Raw genomic sequence first — 22,528 nt, 5'->3', positions numbered from 1 at the left:
GGTCGCTGAAGAGGAACTGCTGGGCTATCTCAGGCGTGTCACAGCGGAGTTGCACGACACGCGCAAGCGGCTGGAGGAGGCCGAAGCGGTCTTCGACGAGCCTGTCGCGGTCGTCGCGATGGGCTGCCGCCTGCCCGGCGGCGTGTCCTCGCCCGAGGAGCTGTGGCGGCTGGTGGCGGGCGGGGGCGACGCCATCTCCCCGTTCCCCGGCGACCGGGGCTGGGACACGGCCGCCCTCTTCGATCCTGAGTCGGCACGGCCCGGTACCAGCTACGTCGGTGCGGGCGGCTTCCTCGCGGACGTCGCCGGGTTCGACGCGGAGTTCTTCGGCATCTCACCCCGGGAGGCGCTGGCCATGGACCCGCAGCAGCGGCTGCTGCTGGAGGTCGCCTGGGAGACCGTCGAGCGGCTGGGAGCCGACCCGCTCTCGCTCCGCGGCAGCCGCACCGGGGTTTTCGTCGGCGCGGGCATGCAGGACTACGCCGCGCTGGTGCGGCCCTCGGCCGAGGCGGCCGGGTATCTGGCCACCGGCAACGCGCTGGCCGTCCTGGCGGGGCGGCTGGCCTACGTACTGGGCACCGAGGGGCCCGCCGTCACGGTGGACACGGCATGCTCGTCGTCGCTGGTGGCCCTGCACCAGGCGTGCCACGCCCTGCGGCGCGGCGAGTGCGAACTCGCCCTCGCGGGCGGGGTGACCGTGCTCGCCGGCCCCGAGGTCTTCGTCGAGTTCAGCGCCCAGCGGGGGCTGGCGCCCGACGGCCGGGCCAAGTCGTTCGCCGCCGCGGCCGACGGCACCAGCTGGGCGGAGGGGGTCGGGCTGCTGTTGCTCGAACGGCTCACCGACGCCCGGCGCAACGGCCATGAGGTGCTGGCGCTGGTACGCGGCTCGGCCGTCAACCAGGACGGCGCCTCCAACGGACTGACCGCGCCCAGCGGACCGGCCCAGCAGGACGTCATCCGGCAGGCACTGGCAGCCGCCCGGCTCTCACAGACGCAGGTGGACGCGGTCGAGGCCCACGGCACCGGCACGGCCCTGGGCGATCCCGTCGAGGCACAGGCGCTCCTGGCCACGTACGGGCAGGGCCGGCCCGGTGGCCGGCCGCTGTGGCTGGGCTCCCTCAAGTCCAACATCGGCCACGCGCAGGCGGCGGCCGGAGTGGCGGGCGTCATCAAGATGGTGCTTGCCCTGCGCCACGGCGTGCTGCCCAGGACGCTGCACATCGACGCGCCCACGCCACATGTGGACTGGTCCGCCGGGGCGGTGTCCCTGCTGACGGAGGCGCGCGAGTGGCCCGGCCGCAAGGACGGGGGGCCGAGGCGGGCCGGGGTGTCCTCCTTCGGTGTCAGCGGCACCAACGCCCACGTGATCGTGGAGGAGGCGCCCCGCGACCTGCCGGAGACGCCCGACGTGGCGGCCGGCCCCGCGTCCCCGGAACCGGCCGGCGCGCCGCCGCTGCCGTGGGTGCTGTCGGCCAGGTCGCCGCGGGCGCTGCGGGATCAGGCCGCCCGGCTGCTGTCGTGGACCGACGGCACGGGAGACGAGAGGGAGACGGCAGACGCCGGGGCCGGGGGCGCCTCGGAGCGCGACATCGCCGCCGCGCTGGCCGGTGGCAGAACGGTCTTCGGGCACCGTGCCGTGGTCGTGGGCGAGAGCCGGGAGTCGCTGCGCGCGGGGCTGGCCGAGCTGACCGGACCCGGGGACGGGCCCGCGCGCGGCATGCGGCCGGTATCCGGCCCGGCCGACGCGGGTGAGCGCGTCGTCCTCGTCTTCCCCGGCCAGGGCGCGCAGTGGGAGGGCATGGCGCGGCAACTCCTGGCCGACTCACCGCTGTTCGCGGCCCGGCTGCGCGAATGCGCCGACGTGCTCGACCCGATGACGGGCTGGGCGCTACTGGACGTGCTCGCGGGCGGGCCCGGCGCGCCTTCGCTCGACCGGGTGGATGTGGTGCAGCCCGCGCTGTTCGCCGTGGGGGTGGCACTGGCCGGGCTGTGGCGCTCCTGCGGCGTGGTACCGGATGCCGTCATGGGCCACTCCCAGGGGGAGATCGCCGCCGCGTGTGTGGCGGGGGCGCTGTCGCTGCCGGACGCGGCGCGGGTGGTGGTCACCCGCTCCAGGGCGCTGCGGGTGCTGTCGGGAACGGGCGGCATGCTGTCGGTCCCGGCCTCCGCCGACCAGGTGGCACGGTGGCTGTCCGAGGGGTACGGGGAGTTGGCGACGGCATCCGTCAACGCGCGGGAGATCACGGTCGTTTCGGGGGAGATCTCCGCGCTGCGGCGCTTCGCCGCCCAGCGGGAGGCCGCCGGGACACAGGTGCGCTGGATCGCGGTGGACTACGGCTCCCACTCGGCACAGGTGGAGGCCGTCGAGGCGGAGCTGGCCGCGAAGCTGGCCCGGATCCGGCCACGCCCGGCCGGCACACCGATGTTCTCGACCGTGGAGGGCGACTGGGCGGACGGCACCCGGCTCGATGCGGGCTACTGGTATCGCAATCTGCGCCGCACGGTGCTGTTCGGGCCCGCCGTCGAGAAGCTGGCGGAATCCGGGCACGACACCTTCATCGAGGTCGGCCCGCACCCCGTACTGCTCCCGGGCATCGAGGAGACGCTGCGGCAGGACGGGCCGGGCAGGCCCTTCGCCGTCGTCGGCACCCTCCGGCGCGGCCGGGGCGGCTGGGACACGTTCTTGCGCTCGCTCGCCGAGGCGTGGGTCCGCGGCGTGCGCGTCGACTGGGCCGGCACGCTGCCCGGCGGCGCGGGGCGCCGGGCAGCACTGCCCACCTACCCGTTCCAGCACCGCCGTTACTGGCCCGACGCCGTAGCCGGACCCGGCGATGTGACGTCCGCCGGGCTCGACCGGGCCGCACACCCGCTGCTGGGTGCCGTGCTGCCGTCGGCCGGGGGCGATGGTGTGCGGTGCACCGGGCGGCTCTCCCGCACCGGCCGCACCTGGCTCGCCGAGCACATCGTCGGCACCTCGGTACTGCTGCCCGGCACGGCGCTGGTCGAACTGGCCCTGCACGTGGGCGCGCTGACGGGCTGTCCGCGTATCGGGCAGCTCACCCTGGAGGCCCCGCTGGATCTGACGGACGGCGCGCGCCAGTTGTGTGCCGAGGCCGGTGACGCGGACGAGAGCGGGTGCCGCGAGGTGCGGGTGTGGTCGCGGCCGGAGGGCGCCGCCCCGGGCCCGGCCTGGACGCGGCATGCCACAGGCGTCCTCTCGCCCGTCACCGGCACCCCTGCGCCGGGCCCCGCGCACTGGCCGCCGGCGGGCGCCGTCCCGCTGGCCACGGACAGCCTCTACACCGGATTCGCCGCGGCGGGGCTCGCCTACGGGCCGCTGTTCCAGGGGGTGCGCGCGGCGTGGGCGGCCGGGGAGGACATCTACGCCGAGGTCGCGCTGCCCGAAGCGGCACGGGCCGGGGCAGCTGCCCCCGGAGCGGCGGGCGCCGGCGCCTTCGCCCTGCATCCCGCGCTGTTCGACGCGGCCTTGCACACGATCGCCCTCCTTCCGGAGCAGACACCGGATTCCGGTGTGCTGCTGCCCTTCCACTGGGAGGGGGTCGCCTTGCACGCGATCGGCGCGTCCACGCTGCGCGTGCGGCTGTCCCGGAAGGGCGGGACCTCCTTCGCGCTGCACCTGTCGGATCCGGCGGGAGAGCCCGTGCTGTCGGTCGATTCCCTGACCGTGCGGCCCCGTTCCGCCGAGCTGCCCCCCTCCGGTGCTGCCGCCGTGCCCGAGGGGCTCTACCGCCTCGCCTGGCAGCCCTGCCCCACCGGAGCCGGGTCCGCCACACCGCCGCCGTCGGCCGTCTTCCTCGCCGGCGGACCGGCCGGGGCCTGGGCCGGGGACGCACCCGTGTACGCGGACCTGGACGCCGCTCTCGCCGCGCTGGAGACCGGCACTCCGCGGCCGGCGCACGTGGTGGCGTGCTGGGATCCCGACCGGGACACGCTGGAGACCGCGCTGGCCCTGCTCCAGGCGTGGCTCCGGGACGAACGGTCCTCCTCCTCCCGCCTGGTGGTGCTCACCCACGGCGCGGTCCTGGCCGGTGCCGACCCGCGGCCGGTCGATCCCGTACAGGCGGCCGTGTGGGGGCTGGTGCGCTCGGCGCAGTCGGAGAACCCGGGCCGTTTCCTGCTCGTGGACGTGGACGACCGGCCCGGTGCGGGAGCGCTGGGGGCGGCACTGGCGGCCGGGGAGGACCAGTGCGCGCTGCGCGACGGTCTCGTCCACGTCCCCCGGCTGGTCCGGCCCGACCCGCGCGGTGTGCTCGCGCCCCCTCCGGAAGCGCCCGCCTGGCGCCTCACGGCAGGCGGGGACTGCACCTTGGACGGCCTGACGCTCACCGAGGCCCCTGATTCAGCGGCACCGCTCACCCCCGGCGAGGTGCGGGTGGCCGTGCGGGCCGCGGGCCTCAACTTCCGGGATGTGCTGCTCGCCCTGGGCATGTATCCCGGGGGCGGGATCCTCGGCAGCGAGGCGGCCGGGGTGGTCGTGGAGTGTGCCGCGGATGTGGCCCGGTTCCGCCCCGGGGACCGCGTCTTCGGCGTCGTGCCCCACGCCTTCGGCACCCGCGTCACCGCCGACCAGCGCACCCTGGCCCCGGTCCCGGCGGAGTGGACCTTCGCGCAGGCCGCCGCCGTCCCGGTGGCGTTCTTGACGGCCTACTACGGGCTGGCCGACCTGGGCCGCACCCGGCCGGGGGATTCTGTACTCGTCCACGCCGCTGCCGGGGGTGTGGGCACGGCCGCCGTGCAACTGGCCCGCCACCTCGGCGCGGAGGTGTTCGCGACGGCGAGCCCCGGCAAGTGGGAGGCGCTGCGCGGGGCGGGGCTGGATGACGACCACATCGCCTCCTCGCGGACCACCGAGTTCGCCGCACGGTTTCGCCAGGTGTCCGGCGGCGGGATGGACGTCGTACTGAACTCGCTCACCGGCGAATTCGTGGACGCCTCCCTCGGCCTGTGCGCGGCGGGCGCCCGGTTCGTGGAGATGGGCAAGACCGATGTACGCGACCCGGCCACGCTCGGTGGACCGCCTGTCACCTACCGGGCCTTCGACCTGATGGAAGCCGGCCCGGACCGCATCGGGCAGCTGCTCGGCATCCTGCTGGACCTGTTCGCCACCGGTGCGCTGACGCTGCCGCCGGTCACGGTGTGGGACATCCGGCACGCCCCCGAGGCGTTTCGCTGCCTCTCCCAGGCCCGCCACACCGGCAAAGTCGTCCTCACCGTGCCGGCCGCCCCCGCGCCCGAGGGCACCGTACTGATCACCGGAGGCACCGGCACGCTCGGCGGTCTGGCCGCCCGGCACCTGGTCACCGCACACGGCGCACGGCACCTGCTGCTGGTGAGCCGGAGCGGGCCCGAAGCGCCCGGTCTGCCCGCGCTCCGGCGGGAGTTGGCCGGACTGGGCGCCGAGGTCGCCGTCGCGGCCTGTGACGTGGCCGACCGGCAGGCCCTGCGGGAGGTCCTGGCGGGCATCCCGGCCGCGCACCCGCTCACCGCGGTCATCCACGCGGCCGGTGTCCTCGACGACGGGCTCGTCGGCGCGCTCACACCCCAGCGGCTGCGCCGGGTCACCGGCCCCAAGGCGGACGCTGCCTGGGCACTGCACCAGGAGACGGCGAGCACGGACCTGGCGGCCTTCGTCACCTTCTCCTCGGCGGCGGGGCTGATGGGCGCGCCCGGGCAGGGCAACTACGCGGCGGCCAACGCCTTCCTCGACGGGCTGGCCCAGCTCCGCCGCGCCCAGGGCCTGCCGGGGCTCTCCCTGGCCTGGGGCTTCTGGGAGGTCGCCAGCGGCATGACGGAACACCTCGGCGAGGCCGGGCTGCGGCGGCTGGCCCGGGACGGAGTGCTGCCCATCCCCTCGGGGCAGGGCCTGGAACTGTTCGACGCGGCACTCGCCGCCGACCACCACGCCCTGCTCGCGCCGGTCCGGCTGAGCCTTCCCGCGCTGCGCGCGCGGGCCGAGACCGGCGCGCTGCCGCCGCTGTTCCACCGGCTGACCGGGGTGGGTTCGCTGCCCACCGCCGCCGGGGCGCCGGAGGCCGGCGCCACCGGCGGGTCCCTGACCCGGAAGCTGGCGGGGCTCGCCGCGGCCCAGCGCCGCGAGACGCTGCTGGACTTCGTCCGCCGGGAGGCCGCCACGGTGCTGGGCTACGGGGAGGATGCCCCGATCGAGCCCGACCAGGCGTTCCGGGAGCTGGGGTTCGACTCCTTGACCGCCGTGGAACTGCGCAACCGACTCAACCGGTCTACGGGGTTGCTGCTGCCCGTCACGCTGGTCTTCGACTTCCCCACCCCGCGCACCCTGGCGGAGCGGCTCGACACCGGCCTGGCACCGGCCGGCTCCGATGCCCCGGGAGGCGGCCTGGACGAGGAGTTCGACCGGCTGGAGGCCCGGCTGACGGCGCTGCCGGAGGACTTCGCCGAGCGCGACCGCGTCACCTCGCGTCTGCGGTCGCTGACGCGGCACTGGGCCGACCGGCACCGCATGTCCACGCGGCCGGTGGACGGCGACAGCTCCGACATCGAGCTGGCCGACGACGAGGAGATGTTCCGCCTCATCGACCAGGAGTTCGGCTCCGCCTGAGCCGCGCCGCTCGCGCGGCGACGGGCAGACGGAGGGGCGGGCTGGGGCGGGAGGAAGGACGGAAGGACGGACGAACCCGGGGCCCTTGGAGGGACCGCCGCCCCGATCTGCGGAGGCCGGCCGGGGCGTCCCGGTCAGGAGATGCCGAACTCCTCACCGATGAGGCTGAACATCTCCTCGTCCGTCGCCGCTTCGAGGTCCTCCCGGCCTCCGTCCGGAAGCCTGCCGAAGTCCCCCGCCTCCTTCCACCGGGTGAGCAGAGCGGTCAGCCGCATGACGGCCATCGCCCGCGCCGGCTCGTCGGAGGCCAGGTCCTCCGCTCCCGCCTCAAGGGCCCGCAGATGCTCCTCGACCGTCGAGCCGGCCGCGGCATCGGCGCCGGCCAGCAGCGTGCCCAGATACGCGGCGGCCTTGCGCGGCGTGGGGTGGTCGAAGGCCAGTGAGACGGGTGTGCGCACGTCGAGGGCGGCCTGGAGGCGTCGGCGGAGTCCGACCGAGGCGAGCGAGTCGAAGCCCATCTCCCGGAAGGCCGCGTCCGGTTCGACGGCGTCGGCCGTGGCGTGGCCCAGCACGGCCGCGGCCTCGGCGCACACCAGGTCCAGGAGGGCCTGCGCCCGCTCGTCCGCCGGCAGCGCGGCGATGCGGCGGTGCTCGGCGGCGGCTCCGGTACCGGGGTCGGCGTCCGGGCCGTTCCCGGCTCCGGTGCGTGCCTCCTGGGACATCAGGAGGCGTACCTGCGGCAGGTCGTGCACCAGGGGCCGGGCACGGGCGGCGGTGTAACCGGGAAGGAACCGCTCCCAGTCCACATCGGCGACGACCACGCACGTCTCGTCCAGCAGGAGAGCCGTCTCCAACGACCGTACGGCGGCCCCGGGTTCCATCGGGCACAGGCCGCGACGGCGCAGCTGCTCCTCGCCGTGTTCCCCGATCATCCCCGTGCCGCCCCACATGCCCCAGGCCACCGAGGTGGCCACCGCACCGCGCGCCCGGCGCTGCCCGGCGAGGGCGTCCAACGAGGCGTTCCCGGCGGCGTACGCGGCGCTCATGCCGCTCCCCCAGGTGGCGGAGGCGGAGGAGAACAGTACGAACGCGTCCAACTCCCGTTCCGCGAGCAGCCCGTCCAGCACGACGGCGCCCGCCACCTTGCCCGCGACCGTCGCCGCGCACTCCCGCGACGTCATCTCCGACAGCGCGGTGGTCTGCGGCACTCCGGCGGCGTGCACCACCGTGCGCAGCGGCGGCCCCTCGGACTCGATGTCCTTGAGCAGCGAGCGGACAGCGCCCGGGTCCGACACGTCGCACGCCGCCACCACTACCGCGGCCCCGGCCTCCCGCAGCTCGCTCTCCAGCTCCCCGGCGCCCGCTGCCGCCGGGCCGCTGCGGCTCACCAGCACCAGCCGTTCCGCACCGGCCGTGACCAGCCAGCGCGCGACATGGGCGCCGAGCGCGCCCGTCCCTCCCGTCACCAGGGCCGTGCCCCCGGTCCGGAATCCGGCGCCGGCCGACCGCGCCCGGGGCCCCGCCCCCGCGGGTACCAGGCGCCTGACGTACACACCGGAAGGGCGGACGGCGAGTTGGTCCTCGTCGCCGGAGGCACGCAGAACCTCGATCAGCCACGCGGTGGCGCGCTCGTCCGGGTTCGGCGGCAGATCCACCAGACCGCCCCAGCGGCCGGGATGCTCCAGCCCCACGACCCGGCCCATCCCCCACACCTGGGCCTGCCCCGGGCAGGCCGGCGGCTCGTCGTCGGTCACCTTCACGGCTCGGGAGGTGGCCAGCCACAGCGGTGCGCCGATATCCGCGTCCCCCAGCGCCTGGGTCAGCAGCAGTCCGGCCATCAGACCGCCGGCGACCCCGCCGGACAGTGCCTCCTCCTCCGGTCCGGCGGTGACCAGCGCCAGCACTCCGGCGACCGGCTCCGACTCCACCGGCTCGGGCGCGTCAGGGCCTTCGCACGGCGCTGCCGCGAGCCGGGCGAGCCGGGCCGCGAGCGCCGTCCGGTCGGTGGTCCGTGGAGCCATCGCCAGCCGGTCGATCCGCGCGCCGGTGGCCGCCAGCGCCGTGATGGTCCGTTCCATCCAGGGAGGGAGGTGCCCCTCGGGCACCACCACGAGCCAGCGCCCGGCCGGGGGGCCGCCTCCCGGGGGCGGGGACCAGGACTTCCATGCCTCCCGGTAGCGCCAGCCGTCCAGCGTCGCCGCCCGCTCCCGCCGCGCGTGCCAGTCGGCCAGTGCGGGCAGCACCTCGCGCAGCGCGTCGCGCGCTCCTTGCGCCACCCCCAGTTCGTCCGCGAGCGCGTCCTCGTCCGCCGCGTGGACCGCCGTCCAGAACTCGGCGTCGGGCGACGCGGCGGCCCGGCTGCCGTCTCCGGTGGGACGGTTCGCGGCAGGCAGCCAGTAGCGCTGCCGCTGGAACGCGTAGGTCGGCAGTTCCACCCATCCCGGGCCGCCCCCCTCCCCGCCCGTCCGGTCGCGGAGCACCGCCGGCCAGTCGATCTCCAGTCCCTTCGTCCAGCCCTCGCCCGCCGACAGCGTCAGTTGCCGCAGCGCGCTCTCGCCCTGGCGCAGTGAGCCCAGCACCACGGCCGGCTCGTCCAGTTCGTCGATGGTCTCCTGCATTCCGACGATGAGCGCGGGGTGGGCGCTGACCTCGACGAAGAACCTGGTGCCGGTGCGGGTCAGTTCGGTGATCACCTCCGCGAGGCGCACCGTGTGGCGGAGGTTGCGGAACCAGTAGCGGCCATCCAGTCCGGTGCCCTCCACCAGGGCGGAGTCCACGGTGGAGTAGAGCGGCGTCGTCCCCGCGAGGGGGCGGATGCCGGACAGTTCGGCCTCCAGCTGTGTGCGGACCGCCTCCATGTGCGGTGAATGCCCGGCGACGTCCGCCTTGATCGCGCGGGTGCGCACACCGTCCTCCTGGCAGCGGGCACGCAGTTCCGCCAGATCGGCGACGGGCCCGGAAACGACCACCGAGCGGGGGCCGTTGACCACCGCGAGCGAGAGCCCGCCGCGTTCCGCGAGCAGCCGCTCGGCCTCCGCGCGGCTGGTCGCGACCGAGACCATCCCGCCGGTGCCCGACAGCTGCCGCAGCAGCCGGGACCGTACGGCGACCACCTTGGCCGCGTCGGGCAGCGTGAGGACTCCCGCGACGTACGCCGCGGCGATCTCCCCCAGCGAGTGGCCCACCAGCGCGGCCGGCTCGACGCCCCAGGACCGCCACACCGCCGCCAGCGAGACCATGACCGAGAACAGCGCGGGTTGCAGTACGTCGATCCGCTCGCAGAACTCCTCTCCGGCCCGGCCGCTGACGACATCGTCCAGCGACCACCGCGCCGACCAGGACACCTGGTCGCGGAAGACTTCCGCGCACCGCCGGAACTCGGCGGCGAACACCTCGCAGGAGCCGAGCAGTTCGGCGCCCATCCCCAGCCACTGGGGGCCTTGCCCGGGAAAGACCAGCACCACCGGTCCGGACTCCGCGCCACCGCTCCCCCGCACGACGCCGGGTGCCGTGCCCGTGGCGGGGTCCGCCCCCGCGACCGCCCGCAGCCCGGCGAGCAGCTCCGGCAGCCCATCGCCGAGGACCAGGGCCCGCTCGCTCAACTGCGCGCGCCCGGCGGCCAGCGCCCTCGCCACCCCCAGCGCGTCCGCTCTCCCGCCCCGGCCCTCCACCACGGCGGCCAGTCGCGCCGCCTGTGCCCGCAGTCCTCCCGGCCCCCGGCCCGACAGCGGCCACGGGACCGGGGCGCGGTCCGGGAGGCCGGAGGCCGGGGCGCGGTCCTTGCCGGAGTGCTCGGTGGGGTACGCGTCGGAGCCCTTGGCGAGGTCCTCGGTGGGGTCCTTGGCGGGTTCCTCGGCGGCGGGCTCGGTCTTTCGCGGCCCGGCGGCGTCCGGTCCGTCCCCGCGGCCGGTCCCCGCCGTGGCCTCCTCGGCCTCCTCCAGGATCACGTGCGCGTTCGTCCCGCTCATGCCGAACGACGAGACGCCCGCCCGCCGGGGGCCGCCCTCCCCGGGCCAGGGCCGCGCCCCGTCGAGCAGGCGTACGGTGCCGGGCGACCAGTCCACCTCGGGTGTCGGCACATCGGCATGGAGCGTGCGGGGCAGCACCCCGCGGCGCATCGCCATCACCGCCTTGATCACCCCGGCCACTCCCGCCGCCGCCTGGGCGTGCCCGATGTTCGACTTCACCGAGCCCAGCCACAGCGGCCGGTCCGCCGGGCGGTCCGTCCCGTATGCCGCCAGCAGGGCCCGCGCCTCGATGGGGTCCCCCAGCCGGGTGCCGGTGCCGTGTGCCTCCACCATGTCCACCTGCTGCGGGGCCAGTCCCGCGTCGGCCAGCGCGGCGCGGATCACCCGCTGCTGGGCCGCGCCGCTCGGCGCGGTCAGGCCGTTGGAGGCCCCGTCCTGGTTGACCGCCGAACCCCGCACCACTGCCAGCACGCGCTGTCCCCGGCGCCGGGCGTCCGAGAGCCGGCGCACCAGCAGCATTCCGACGCCCTCGCCCATGCCGAACCCGTCGGCGTCCGCGGCGAAGGCCCGGCAGCGCCCGGTGGGGGAAAGTCCCCGCTGACGGCTGAACTCCACCAGCGCTCCGGGCACCGGGACGATGGTGGCGCCGCCGCACAGCGCGAGGTCGCACTCCCCGCGGCGCAGTGCCTGGACGGCCAGGTGCAGGGAGACCAGGGACGAGGAGCAGGCGGTGTCCACCGTCACCGCGGGCCCTTCGAGACCGAACAGGTAGGCGATCCGGCCCGAGGCGACGCTGGTGGAGGTGCCCGTGGCGAGGTAGCCCTCGGCCTCGCTCGGATCGTGTTCCCCGCCCACCCCGTAGTTCTGCGCGGCCGTGCCGACGTAGACGCCGGTCCTGCTGCCGCGCAGCGAGTGCGGGTCGAGTCCGGCGTGTTCGGCCGCCTCCCAGGCGGTCTCCAGCAGCAGCCGCTGCTGAGGGTCCATGGCCGTGGCCTCCCGTGGGGAGATCCCGAAGAAGCCGGCGTCGAAGGCGGTGGCATCGTGCAGGAAGTAGCCGGACCGCACGTAACTGGTGCCGGGCCGCGCGGGGTCCGGGTCGTACAGGGCGTCCACGTCCCAACCCCGGTCGGAGGGCAGCGGCCCGATCGCGTCGCTTTCGCCGCCCACCAGATCCCACAGCCCGTCCGGGGAGTCGACACGGCCGGCGAACCGGCAGCCGATACCGACGACGGCGATCGGCTCGCTCGCCTGTTCCAGCACCTCATGGAGCCGGTGGCGGGTGGTGCGCAGATCGGCGGTGATCTTCTTGAGGTACGTACGGAACCTGTCTTCGCTGTCGGTCATGGATCGTCGGCTCCTCGGGAGGGGAAAGTCACCGGGCAGTGCCCACCACCGTCCATTCTGCGAGCGGGACCGGCCGCCGCTCTCCCCCTCAACCCCCCTGTCACCGGCCGCCGGGCCCCACTGTTCCGCCCCTTGGGGCCGCTAGGGGGCGGTCAGGGGGTTGCCCCGCGACGGGGACGCCCGGGGAAGCTGGCGGTGCCGGTGGCGCCGCCGCCGTGCCTCCGCCCTTCGTCCCAGGTTCCGCCTGCTCACCCGGATGTCTCCAGCACGCTGATAGCACCCGTCGGGCAGCGCGATGCCGCTTCTCTCGCCTCGGCCTCCTGGCCCCCGGAAGGATGTTCCGTGATGAGCCGAACCCGACCGTCTTTGTCGTCCTGGTCGAACAGCCCGGGAAAGTACATCGCACAGCTTCCGCTGGATGTACATTTCTCGCGGTCCACTTTGATGCGCATTCTCTGAACGTATCCGCGGCAACACATCGATGCAATACGGGAATTCATACCGCAGCGCACCACCGACCCGGCGGTCCGGCGCATTTCCCCGGTTGGGCGGGGAAAGGGAATCAGTCGCCCCCCGGACCGCACACGGCGTCCACGGCCGGGCGCAACGGCTCGCTCCCGGACGTCAGTTCCAGCGTCCGTCCGAAGCCGGCGGAGCGGTCGAGCAGGGCGAGGACCGCGGCGGCCACGTCCGCCCGGCCGATCTCGCCCCCGGGTGCCACGTTCGCGACGGCCGCGCGAAGCCGCACGCGGCCCCGCTGCGGCGCGTCGGTGAGTCTTCCGGTCCGCACGATCGTCCAGTCCAGGTCACGGCCGCGCACATCGTCCTCGGCGGCGGTCTTGGCCGCGAGGTAGGCGGCCCTCTCGCGCTCGGACCAGGGCTGCCCCTCGGCGCCGTGCCAGTTGCTGACCATGAGGTAGCGGCGCACCCCGGCCCGCTCGCCGGCCCCGGCGAACAGCGCGGCGGGTCTCCCGTCCGGTCCCGGGCGGGGCGGGGAGCCCGCGCCGCCGCCTGTTCCGGCCGCGAGCACGAGGGCGTCGGCCTGCCGCAGGGCCCCGGCGAGCGCGGCCCGTACCGCACGCGGCCCCTGAGCGGGATCGACGATCACCGGTTCACCGCCCAGCGCGCGCAGCCGGTCCGCGGGCGCCGCTGTGCGCACCAGCGCGACCGGCCGGCCGCCACCGGCCGCGCACGCGGCGACCAGCGCACTCCCCAGGGGAGTCGAGGCCCCGAGAATCACCATTCGCATGCTGGTCAGTATGAGCGCCGAGAACGCACCGGAAACCCGCGAGAATTCATTCCGCATCACTCGCGGCAAGTTCCGCTCACCAACTGGACCGAGCACCGAGGAGAAGGAAGAAAACGTGTCGGAATCGCAGCCGGAAGCGCGGAATCTGCCCCTCCACCGAAGCTGCCCCTTCGATCCTCCGGACGAGTACAAACGACTGCGGGAGGAGGAACCGGTCAGCCGCGTACGGTTCGCCGATGGCCAGGAGGGCTGGCTGCTGACCAAATTCAAAGACGTACGGGACTTTCTGCTGGACAGCCGGTTCAGTTCGGACCGGAACCGCGCGGCGCGCACCAGGCACACGCACGAGAAGCCGAAGCTGCCGGCCGGCGCCATGGTGAGCATGGACCCGCCCGAACACACCCGCTACCGCCGGATGCTCGCCGGTCAGTTCACCGTCCGCAGGGTGCGGGAGCTGGAGCCGAAGATCGCCGGATACGTCCATCAGCAGCTCGACGCGATGGCGGAGGCGGGGCCCGGCGTCGATCTCGTGCAGACGTTCGCGCTGCCGGTGCCCTCTCTCGTCATCTGCGATCTGCTGGGGGTGCCGTCCCGTCACCGGCACGACTTCCAGCGCTGGGCACAGACCGTGCTCAACGTGGACCTGCCCCTGGCGGAGGTGCACCGCGCCAAGGAGCAGCTCTTCGCCTTCATCACCGACCTGGTGCACGAGAAGCAGCGGCATCCGCACGACGACATCATCAGCGGCCTGCTCCACTCACCGGCCGAGGACCGGCTGACGCTGGAGGAGATCATCGGGGTGAGCGTCCTGCTGCTGATCGCGGGGCACGAGTCGACGTCGAACATGCTGAGCATCGGCGCCTACGCCCTGCTCCGCCACCCCGGGGAGCTGGCCAAGCTCAGGGCGGACCCGTCGCTCATCGACAACGCCGTCGAGGAGTTGCTGCGCTATCTGTCGATCGTGCACCTGGAGTTCATCCGCACGGCAACGGAAGAAGTCGAGTTCGCCGGACACCTGATCAGGCCAGGGGAGACCGTCAAGGGATCGATGGTCTCGGCGAACCGGGACTCCGACCGGTATCCCGACCCCGATGTGCTGGATCTGGCCCGGAAGGACGTACACCATCTGACGTTCGGTCACGGGATCCACCAGTGCATCGCCCAGCAGCTCGCCCGGGTGGAGTTGCGGGTCTCCTTCGGCCTGCTGTTCGCCCGGTTCCCCACCCTTCGCCCGGCGATCGCGCCCGAGGAGGTCCGCTTCAAGGACGACTCCGTGGCCTACGGCGTGAAGGAGCTTCCGGTGGCCTGGTGAGGCGGGCGCGGACGCGGAGGCGGGCCCGAAGCCGGCGAGCGGGCGGAATCCGAGAGGCCGTCACCCCGCCGGAGGACGATCCGCGCCCCGGACGCCCCAATGGTGCATACCGTGGTGCCGGCCCAAGCAGTGCTCCGGCCGACAGAAAGCAGCGGCGCGTGCTCAACGCCTATCGCTCCCTCCTCGCAGTACCCCACCTGCCTTCGCTCTTCGTCTGCTCCCTCATCAGCCGGCTGAGTGTGATGGCACTGCCGATCGCGTCCACAGTGCTCCTGTCCCACTGGACCGGCTCGTTCGGCGAGGTGGGCGTGCTCATCGGAGTGCAGGCCGTGGCGCAGGCGCTCTCGGCGCCCTACCGGGGGCGGGCCGCGGACCGGGGTTCGGTGCCCCGGCTGGTGATGGTCACCGGACTCTCCTTCGCCCTCGGCCTCACCCTGCTCATCGCCCTCACGGTCTTCCTGCCGCCCGGACACTGGCCGCTGGCCCTCCTGGTGGCTGCCTTCGCCGGGTGTGGCACCTCACCGATCCCCCAGGTGAGCCGGGCGGCCTTGCCGGTGCTGGTCGCCGAGGAACAGCGGGCGAGCATCTACACGCTGGAGGCCGTGGGGCAGGACGCGGTCGCGACGCTGGGCCCGCTGCTGGCCTCGCTGACGGCCGCCGCGCTCAACCCGGCCTGGTCGGTCGGGGTGTGCGCGATGCTGGCCCTCGGCGGCTCGGTGGTGTTCGCGGCGGCCTACCGGCGCTCGGGTCTGGCCGAGAGACCGTCACGGAGTGCGGAGAGCGAGCGGAACGCGGAGCCGGCGGGAGAGACAGGGCAGCCGGCGGCGGGCTGGGCGGCCGGGGCTCCGCCGGCGGGCGGGGCTTCCCTGGCGGGCGGGCGCAGGCGTCCGTTGCCGGCCGAACCGGGGCTGCTGCCCGTCCTGGTGGTCGCCATGTGCGTGATGGGGGCGGTCTTCACGATCAACCTCTCCCTCGTGGCCTACGCCGGAGACGCCGGGAGCGTGGGGCTCTCCGGGGTGCTCGTCGCCATCTGGACGGTCGGTTCGCTGCTCGGCGGCCTCGTACTCGGTGCTACGTCCTGGAAGGTCAGCCAGACCGTGCTGCTGCTGGGGCTGGCGGCGGGCATGGCCGCGCTCGCGCTCGTACTGCCTCCGGTACGCGAGGCGACACCGGTCGCGGTGATCGGCACGGTGCTGTTCGCCGGGGGCCTGGTGATCAGCCCGAACCTGGCCGCCAACAACACGCGGGTTGCCGAGGTGGCCCCCGCGGCCCGGCGGACGGAGGCGTTCGGCTGGTTGCAGACGGCGACGACCGGCGGGTCCGCTCTCAGCATGATGCTCTCCGGCGCGCTGCTGGATGCCGCGGGCCCCGCAGCGGCCATCGGTGCGGGCACGGGATTGGCGCTCATCGCTCTGCTCCTGCCGCGTGCCCCGCGCCGAGCGGCGCGGGCGGGCGCCGGGCCGGGGCCGGAAGCCGCGCCGGGTATCAGCGCTCAGCCGGACTGAGACACGCCGGACAGCCGTTCGGTGACGAGCGCGGTGACATCTTCGACGTGCTCGCTGAGGAAGAAATGGCCGCCGGGGAAGACCCGCATGTCGAACTCCCCCTGCGTGTGCTCCCGCCAGGCGGCCACCCCGTCCTCGCGCGTGCGCGGGTCGGACGCGCCGGACAGGGCGGTGACAGGGCAGCGCAACGGGGGCCCGGGAGAGAAACGGTAGGTCTGGAGCGCCTGGTAGTCGGCGCGCAGCGGCTGGAGAAGCAGTTCGAGCATGGCCTCGTCGTCCAGGAGCTGGGGGTCGGTGCCGCCCAGTGCCCGGATCTCGGTGAGCAGCCTGTCGCCCGTCAGGTCCACGGCCGTCTCCCCCGGGCGGGAGGGTGCGCTCCGGCCGGAGGCGAAGAGGCGTACCGGTGAGATGCCGAGTTCCTCCTCGAAGCGCCGCGCCGTCTCATACGCCAGGAGCGCGCCCATGCTGTGGCCGAAGAAGGCGAGGGGACGGCCGGTCATCGTCCGCAGCCGGGCGAAGACGTGATCGGCCAGGCTGTCCAGGTCGGTCACGCACGGCTCGGCGAACCGGTCCTGCCGGCCCGGGTACTGGAGTGCGGACACCTCGAACCGGTCGGCGAGAGCCAGACAGAACGGGCGGTAGTAGCTGGCCGATCCGCCCGCGTGCGGGAAGAAGACGAGCTGGGCCGCCCCGGGCAGCTCGGGTGAGTAGCGGCGGATCCACCGCTCGGCCGTGTTCATCGACTGCCCCCTCGCACTTTTCGGCTTCTCCCCCGGCATCGGGCGGTGTCCCGCCCCTCGCTCAAGTACCCACGACACGACCGGCGTTGCCGGGCGTTGTGCTGTGCTGTCCCGGGCCGTGGACGAATACGGTTCCGGACCGCGAGCGGGGCTCACGTCCAGGGCACGCCGAGAATCGTATTCTAACGACGCCGGGTCCACCCCCTGCCGGCGACCGTCTCGGATCCGCCGGACAGGCCGTAGCAGGCACCGCCCGGTCCCGAAGGGGGCGATAGGGGTTCTTCCCCGAGGAGCGGGGCCCCTAGCGTGGTGACCACTCACCCCTTGTCCGCTTGTCCGGTCCGCCGGTCCGCGCGCCGGTCCGCTGCCGGCGGCGCTTTTCCACCCTCGCGGTGTTCGGACCGGGGGCCACCGGCACGGCGTTCGCCGAGGCCGGCGCCGCCCACCGCGAGGCCAGAAGGCTTAGGCCGCCTCGGCCATCGCGCGTCTTCGGAGGATCCGTCATGCGGGAGATCGTCAGCGCTGCCCTTTCGGACGGGGTGGACAGCGCGGCATTCGCCGCACTGCCCGTCCCGGACTCCTACCGCGGTGCGGTGATCCGGCGGGAGGACGTGGGCATGTTCGAGGGGCTGGCCGGCCCGCAGAAGTCGCCGTCGAGGTCCCTCCACGTCCGCGAGGTCCCCACCCCGGAGCCGGGCCCGGACGAGGCGCTGATCGCCGTGATGGCCAGCGCCGTCAACTACAACACCGTATGGAGCGCCATCTTCGAGCCGATCCCCACCTTCACCTTCCTGGAGCGGTACGGACGTTCGGGCGCTCCCTCGGCGGCCCGGCACGACCAGCCGTACCACGTGCTCGGCTCCGACCTGGCCGGTGTCGTGCTGCGCACGGGGTCCGGCGTGCGGCGCTGGAGGCCGGGCGACCGGGTGGTGGCCCACTGTCTGTCCGTCGAACTGGGCGCGCACGAGGGGCACGACGACACCATGCTCGACCCGGAGCAGCGCATCTGGGGCTTCGAGACCAACTTCGGCGGCCTGGCCGAGCTGTCCCTCGTCAAGGGCAATCAGCTCATGCCGATGGCCCGCCATCTGACCTGGGAGGAGGCGGCGGCCTCCGGCCTGGTCAACTCCACCGCCTACCGGCAGCTCGTCGCCCGCAACGGTGCCCGGATGAAGCAGGGCGACACCACGCTGATCTGGGGCGCCGCCGGCGGGCTGGGCTCGTATGCCACGCAGCTCGCCCTCAACGGGGGTGCGGTCCCGGTGTGCGTCGTCTCCGGGGAGCGCAAGGCCGAGCTGATGCGCTCCCTGGGCGCCGAGTTGGTCATCGACCGGCAGAAGGAGGGCTACCGGTTCTGGAAGGACCAGGTGACGCCCGACCCGAAGGAGTGGAAACGGTTCGGGTCCCACATCCGGGAGCTGACCGGGGGCGACGATCCGGACATCGTCGTCGAGCATCCCGGCCGGGAGACCTTCGGAGCCAGTGTGTTCGTGGCCCGGCGCGGCGGCACCGTGGTCACGTGCGCCTCCACCTCCGGGTTCCGGCACGAGTACGACAACCGCTATCTGTGGATGTCGCTCAAGCGCATCGTGGGCAGCCATTTCGCCAACTACCGCGAGGCATGGGAAGCGAACCGGCTCATCGCCAAGGGCATGGTCCATCCGACGCTCTCGACCGTGTACCCGTTGTCCGCCGTGGGTCAGGCGACGCAGGACGTCCACCGCAACCGGCACTCCGGCAAGGTGGGGGTGCTGTGCCTGGCGCCGGAGGAAGGGCTGGGAGTACGCGACGAACAGCTGCGCGCGCGGCATCTGGCGGCCATCAACCGCTTCCGGGCGGCGGGCGGAACGGCCCCGCGTGCCGGAGGCTGACCGGGGGCGCCCAAAGGCGCCCGGCACGCGCCCTCCGAGTCCCAGGGCGCCGCTCTCCACTCGAATGTGCTGACGGGCCGGATTCCGGTGGGGCGAATGTCAGCGCCCGGTGCGAACACTTCCCCGGCGATCAGTCGAAAGGCAACGCCTTAACCCCGTTGGGATGGACCTACCGCTATCCCCCGGCCAGGGCTTTCACTCCCCCACGGGCCCCGGCGCACTCAAGGAAACGCCCGAAGACCTCCACGCGGTCCTGCGCGAGGACTTGACGGGGTTTCACGAGGCTTCACGACAGCAAGAATAGGAAACGCAGGCCGGCTAAATTCAGGACACAACATGGGTGAACAGTTTCGGGCGAGCACACAACCAGGGCTCCGCCCGAACGGCACACGGTTTTGCACTCCTGTCCGGCATGACATTCCCCGGCACTACGACGGGCGGCGCCGAACGCGCGACCGGCCGACCTGTGCCGCCCTTGCGAGAGGAGCCCCGTCACGGTGACACCGTCCGCTGAGCAGGCACTACCGCCCCACGTGCTCATCCCGGGCTTCGAGACCCGGCACGCCGACAGCGCTCTCCTCCTTGTCCGGGGCCCGAAGCGGTCAGGCAAGACCACTCTCCTCAACGCGGTCGGCGAGGCGGCCACCGAATCCGGCGCACTGACGCTGGCGGCGACGGGGTGGCCGAGCGAGCAGCAGTCCGCCTTCGGCGTGCTGCGCCAGGTCCTGAGGCAGCTGGAGGAGCCGCACGACACGGCCGTCCACCGGGCCGGGCCACCGTCGGCAGCGGACCCCGCAGAACTCACGGAACTCATGCGTCCCGCGGAAGGAGATCCGTCCTCCCGTGCGGGCTCGCCCGAGCGCGCCGGGGCGCGGGAGCACGCCGAAGTGCAGGAGCGTGCTTTCCACCGGCTCGTCTCCGCCGCCGCGAGGCGCCCGCTGCTCATCTCGGTCGATGACATCAATTTCGTCGATCCGCCCTCGCAGGGCTTCCTCCGCTTTCTCGCCCGGCGCCTCAAAGGAACTCGCATCAGGATGGTGCTGAGCGAAAGAACGGGGCAAGTCGTCACGCGCTGCGATGATTTCCGTACCGATATTCTCCGCCTGCCGCACACACGGCTGGTCCGGTTGAATCTCCTCTCGCGCGAGAGGCTGGCGGACTGGATCGCCGAACGCGTCGCGACGGTTCGCGATCCCGCGGTGAAAATTACCGTGCAGCAGATCGCCGGCGGAGTGCACGACCTCAGCGGCGGAAATATCCCTCTCTCCGGACTGCTCGTGGCGAAGTACCTGGCTTCGGTCGAACAGGGCGGGAGCGCCTTGAGCGTGGACGCCGACTTCTACGACACCGTCCGCATCATCATCGACGGCAGCGACACCCCCGGGTTCAGCCGGGGCGCCCGCGCTGCCGCCGTCCTCGGTCCGCTGTGCACCGCGCAGCGCCTGAGCCGACTGCTCGATGGGGACACCGGCCTGGCCGACCGGGTACTCGACGCGCTCCGTGAACTGGGCATGACCCATGGGCCGCGGCTGCGGCAGCACATAGCCCAGGCGCTGCTGGAGGATCCGGACTTCACCGAGTGCGCCGACGTCCATCTCGCGGCGGCCCGCGTCCTGTTCGACGACGGCGTGCCGGTGCGGCATGTGGCACGGAAGCTGGAGGCCGCGGGCAGGATCGGTCCGCCCTGGGATCTGTCGCTGGTGATGGAAGTGGTCAGCCGGGCGCTGGAGGAGGGGCGCACCGAGCCGGCGGGCGCACTGCTCCGGCTCGTACAGGCTTCCGCCGGCACGGCGGAGGAGCGCGCGGCGGCGGAGATGCTCCTGCTGCGCAGCGAATGGCTGACGAACCCGGCGCTGGTGTCCTCGCTGGTGCCCTCGCTGAGCGGTGCCGCCCGGCAGGGTGCGCTGCGCCCCGCCGATGCCGCCTTTCTCGTCCGGGCGATGCTGCTGCACGGACATCCCGGCCGGGCCTGGGAGCTGATGACCGCGCTGCGTCAGGAGCCGCACGCTCCCGAGGACGAGGCCGAGGTGACCCTGGCCGAGGTGCTGTATGGCGTATGGCACGGTGTTCCGCCCCACCGCGCCCCCGTCGAGCTGAGCGGGCCGCGGGTGCCCGGCGACGCGAACCGGTGCGTGGTGATCGGCAACCACTCGTGGCTGCCGACCGTCCTGCACAAGATCCCCGATCTGCTGGGCCGGGGGGACCGGGCCGGAGCGATCTTCGCGGCGGAGCAACTGCTCGAAGGCATCCGGGTCAAGACCTCGGAGGTGGAGCCGTTCCTTTTCGCCTGCTGGGTGCTGGACGCCGTCAATTCCCTGCCGGTGGCCCGGAAGTGGTGCGTCTCGCTCTCCGCGGCGCTGGATGACTTCCCCTCGCCGCTGTGGCGGTCGCTGCTGGCCGCGGTTCAGGCGAGGATCGCGATGGCCCTCGGCGACCTCGCCGGAGCGCGCCGCTGCCTGAGAGAGGCGCTGGCGCACAAGCCCTGGCAGGAGTGGGGCTCGGGGGTGGGGTCCGTCGCGGCCGTCCTGGTCGAGACGCTGACGGAGACGGGGCGGTACGAAGAGGCCGCCGAGGTGCTGGACCGTCCCGTACCGCCCGCGGTCTTCCGGGGAGTGAGCGGCTTGCTGTACGCGCGCGCTCGCGGACGGCACCACCTGGCGGTGGGCCGGCTGCACGCGGCTGTGGCCGACTTCGAGAACTGCCGGGACATGTCCGCATACCTCGACGCCGACCTGCCCACGGTGGTGCCCTGGCGCTGCGACCTCGCCGAGGCGTATCTCCACGTCGGTGACGCCGGGAGCGCCCGTCCCCTCCTGGAGGAACAGCTGGGCCTGCTCCCCAAGGAGGAAACGGCCGTACAGGGCATGACGCTGCGCCTGCTCGCCAAGGCCGGTGCGGCGGACCGGCGCATCTCCCTCCTCAAAGCGTCGGCGGACCGTCTGGAGCGGTGCGGCAGCCGCCTCCAGCTCGCCTACACCCTGACCGATCTGGCCGCCGCCTACCGGGAGACCTCGCGCCTGGGCCTCGCCCGTACGACGATCAAGCGGGCCCAGCGGATGGCACAGCAGTGTGCGGCAGGCCGTCTCCAGCAGCTCATCACGGTGGACACCACGGCCACCGCCGCCCGGGAGGAGGTACCGCTCGAATACGACGCCGAGCTGGGCAAGCTCAGTTCGGCCGAACGGCGCGTCGCCGTCCTGGCCATTCAGGGCCACACCAACCGGGAGATCTCCGCGCGGTTGTTCATCACCCCCAGCACGGTCGAGCAGCATCTGACGCGGATCTACCGGAAGTTGCGAGTCCGGCACCGGCAGGAACTCGAAGACCGGTTCTCCTCGGTCTTCGTGGTGCTCGGCGCTCGCGTCTGAGCCGGTTCATCACCCACCAGGACCTTCGAGGCTCGCCGACGCCCTTGAGGGTCCAGGGGTGTTGGACGGGCTTGCCGCCATCGATCCGGCCGCGGTCGGGACCGTCGGACTCCGTCCGAGACCGTGGCACCATGGGCCGCATGACGACGAACCGAAAGGTCCATGCCGCGTAGACGGCCAGGACACCTCCGTGCCGGCGCTCCCGGCAGCCGGCGGGCCGCACAGGCAGGGCCAGTCATCGACGGCCTGTCTTCGGGTGCGCTGTCCGAGATCATCCGTCTTGAGCGCACGCGCAACTATCTGCGGCCGGGCGACGTCAGCACGGCCGCGCGCCTGTGGAAGGACTACGTCCACCAGCCCGAGCGTGCGCTGTGGCACGACGACGAAGGGGGCAACGTGCACGGGTACTGCTGCGGCAACCCGCTCGAAGCCCGAGCCCTCCTCGACACCGTGATGCAGGCCCTGTCGCCACGGAGTGCCCGCGAACTGCGAAAGATCGTCAGCCGGTCGGACGCCGTCGGTCCGCCTCCGCTTCCGTGGCCGTCGTGACGCGAGAAGACGGCCCGGTGGCCG

The 22,528-nt window shown here is 73.5% G+C and carries 9 protein-coding genes and 1 pseudogene; 6 read left to right on the top strand and 4 right to left on the bottom strand.

The window, feature by feature from the left end:
- Positions 1-7: 7 nt before the first annotated feature.
- Positions 8-6,598 (top strand): annotated as a pseudogene (locus ABD339_RS17200) (SDR family NAD(P)-dependent oxidoreductase); the annotation flags it as partial.
- Positions 6,599-6,732: 134 nt separating this feature from the next.
- Here the strand turns inward: ABD339_RS17200 and ABD339_RS17195 are convergent.
- From ABD339_RS17195 to ABD339_RS17185, 3 genes are all read right to left on the bottom strand, one after another.
- Complete coding sequence (locus ABD339_RS17195) at positions 6,733-11,910, bottom strand: type I polyketide synthase (protein ID WP_344566954.1); 5,178 nt, start codon at positions 11,908-11,910, stop codon at positions 6,733-6,735.
- 248 nt (positions 11,911-12,158) lie between these two features.
- On the bottom strand, positions 12,159-12,362 hold the full coding sequence (locus tag ABD339_RS17190) for a ferredoxin (protein WP_344566953.1): 204 nt from the start codon (positions 12,360-12,362) through the stop codon (positions 12,159-12,161).
- Positions 12,363-12,472: 110 nt separating this feature from the next.
- Complete coding sequence (locus ABD339_RS17185; RefSeq protein ID WP_344566951.1) at positions 12,473-13,159, bottom strand: NAD(P)H-binding protein; 687 nt, start codon at positions 13,157-13,159, stop codon at positions 12,473-12,475.
- 115 nt (positions 13,160-13,274) lie between these two features.
- Here ABD339_RS17185 and ABD339_RS17180 point away from each other — a divergent pair, with 115 nt between their 5' ends.
- Both ABD339_RS17180 and ABD339_RS17175 read left to right on the top strand, forming a co-directional pair.
- Positions 13,275-14,471: a cytochrome P450 gene (locus ABD339_RS17180; RefSeq protein WP_344566949.1), complete on the top strand. Its 1,197-nt coding sequence runs from the start codon at positions 13,275-13,277 to the stop codon at positions 14,469-14,471.
- A gap of 158 nt (positions 14,472-14,629) precedes the next feature.
- Positions 14,630-15,976: an MFS transporter gene (locus tag ABD339_RS17175; RefSeq protein ID WP_344566948.1), complete on the top strand. Its 1,347-nt coding sequence runs from the start codon at positions 14,630-14,632 to the stop codon at positions 15,974-15,976.
- Here the strand turns inward: ABD339_RS17175 and ABD339_RS17170 are convergent.
- Positions 15,964-16,716, bottom strand: a complete 753-nt coding sequence (locus ABD339_RS17170) for a thioesterase II family protein (protein ID WP_344566947.1) — start codon at positions 16,714-16,716, stop codon at positions 15,964-15,966. The two genes, ABD339_RS17175 and ABD339_RS17170, sit on opposite strands and share 13 nt — an antisense overlap.
- 503 nt (positions 16,717-17,219) lie before the next feature.
- On the opposite strand from ABD339_RS17170, the gene ccrA reads away from it, so the two are divergent.
- The 3 genes from ccrA (at position 17,220) to ABD339_RS17155 (ending at position 22,504) form a co-directional block, all read left to right on the top strand.
- Entirely contained in the window at positions 17,220-18,587 is a 1,368-nt protein-coding gene (gene ccrA, locus ABD339_RS17165; protein WP_344566945.1) for a crotonyl-CoA carboxylase/reductase, read from the top strand.
- Between the two features lie 497 nt (positions 18,588-19,084).
- On the top strand, positions 19,085-21,955 hold the full coding sequence (locus ABD339_RS17160) for a helix-turn-helix transcriptional regulator (protein ID WP_344566943.1): 2,871 nt from the start codon (positions 19,085-19,087) through the stop codon (positions 21,953-21,955).
- A gap of 162 nt (positions 21,956-22,117) precedes the next feature.
- Complete coding sequence (locus tag ABD339_RS17155; RefSeq protein WP_344566941.1) at positions 22,118-22,504, top strand: hypothetical protein; 387 nt, start codon at positions 22,118-22,120, stop codon at positions 22,502-22,504.
- The last annotated feature ends 24 nt before the right edge of the window (positions 22,505-22,528 follow it).

Origin of the sequence: Streptomyces axinellae (assembly GCF_039532135.1) — a bacterium.
Lineage (GTDB): Bacteria > Actinomycetota > Actinomycetes > Streptomycetales > Streptomycetaceae > Streptomyces > Streptomyces axinellae.
This window is presented reverse-complemented; position numbering and strand designations above follow the sequence as displayed.

Coding starts and splice junctions, on each gene's coding strand:
- ABD339_RS17185 (WP_344566951.1), bottom strand. CDS start 13,159: ATGCGAATGGTGATTCTCGGGGCCTCGACTCCCCTGGGGAGTGCGCTG.
- ABD339_RS17155 (WP_344566941.1), top strand. CDS start 22,118: ATGCCGCGTAGACGGCCAGGACACCTCCGTGCCGGCGCTCCCGGCAGC.
- ccrA (WP_344566945.1), top strand. CDS start 17,220: ATGCGGGAGATCGTCAGCGCTGCCCTTTCGGACGGGGTGGACAGCGCG.
- ABD339_RS17195 (WP_344566954.1), bottom strand. CDS start 11,910: ATGACCGACAGCGAAGACAGGTTCCGTACGTACCTCAAGAAGATCACC.
- ABD339_RS17190 (WP_344566953.1), bottom strand. CDS start 12,362: ATGCGCATCAAAGTGGACCGCGAGAAATGTACATCCAGCGGAAGCTGT.
- ABD339_RS17170 (WP_344566947.1), bottom strand. CDS start 16,716: ATGAACACGGCCGAGCGGTGGATCCGCCGCTACTCACCCGAGCTGCCC.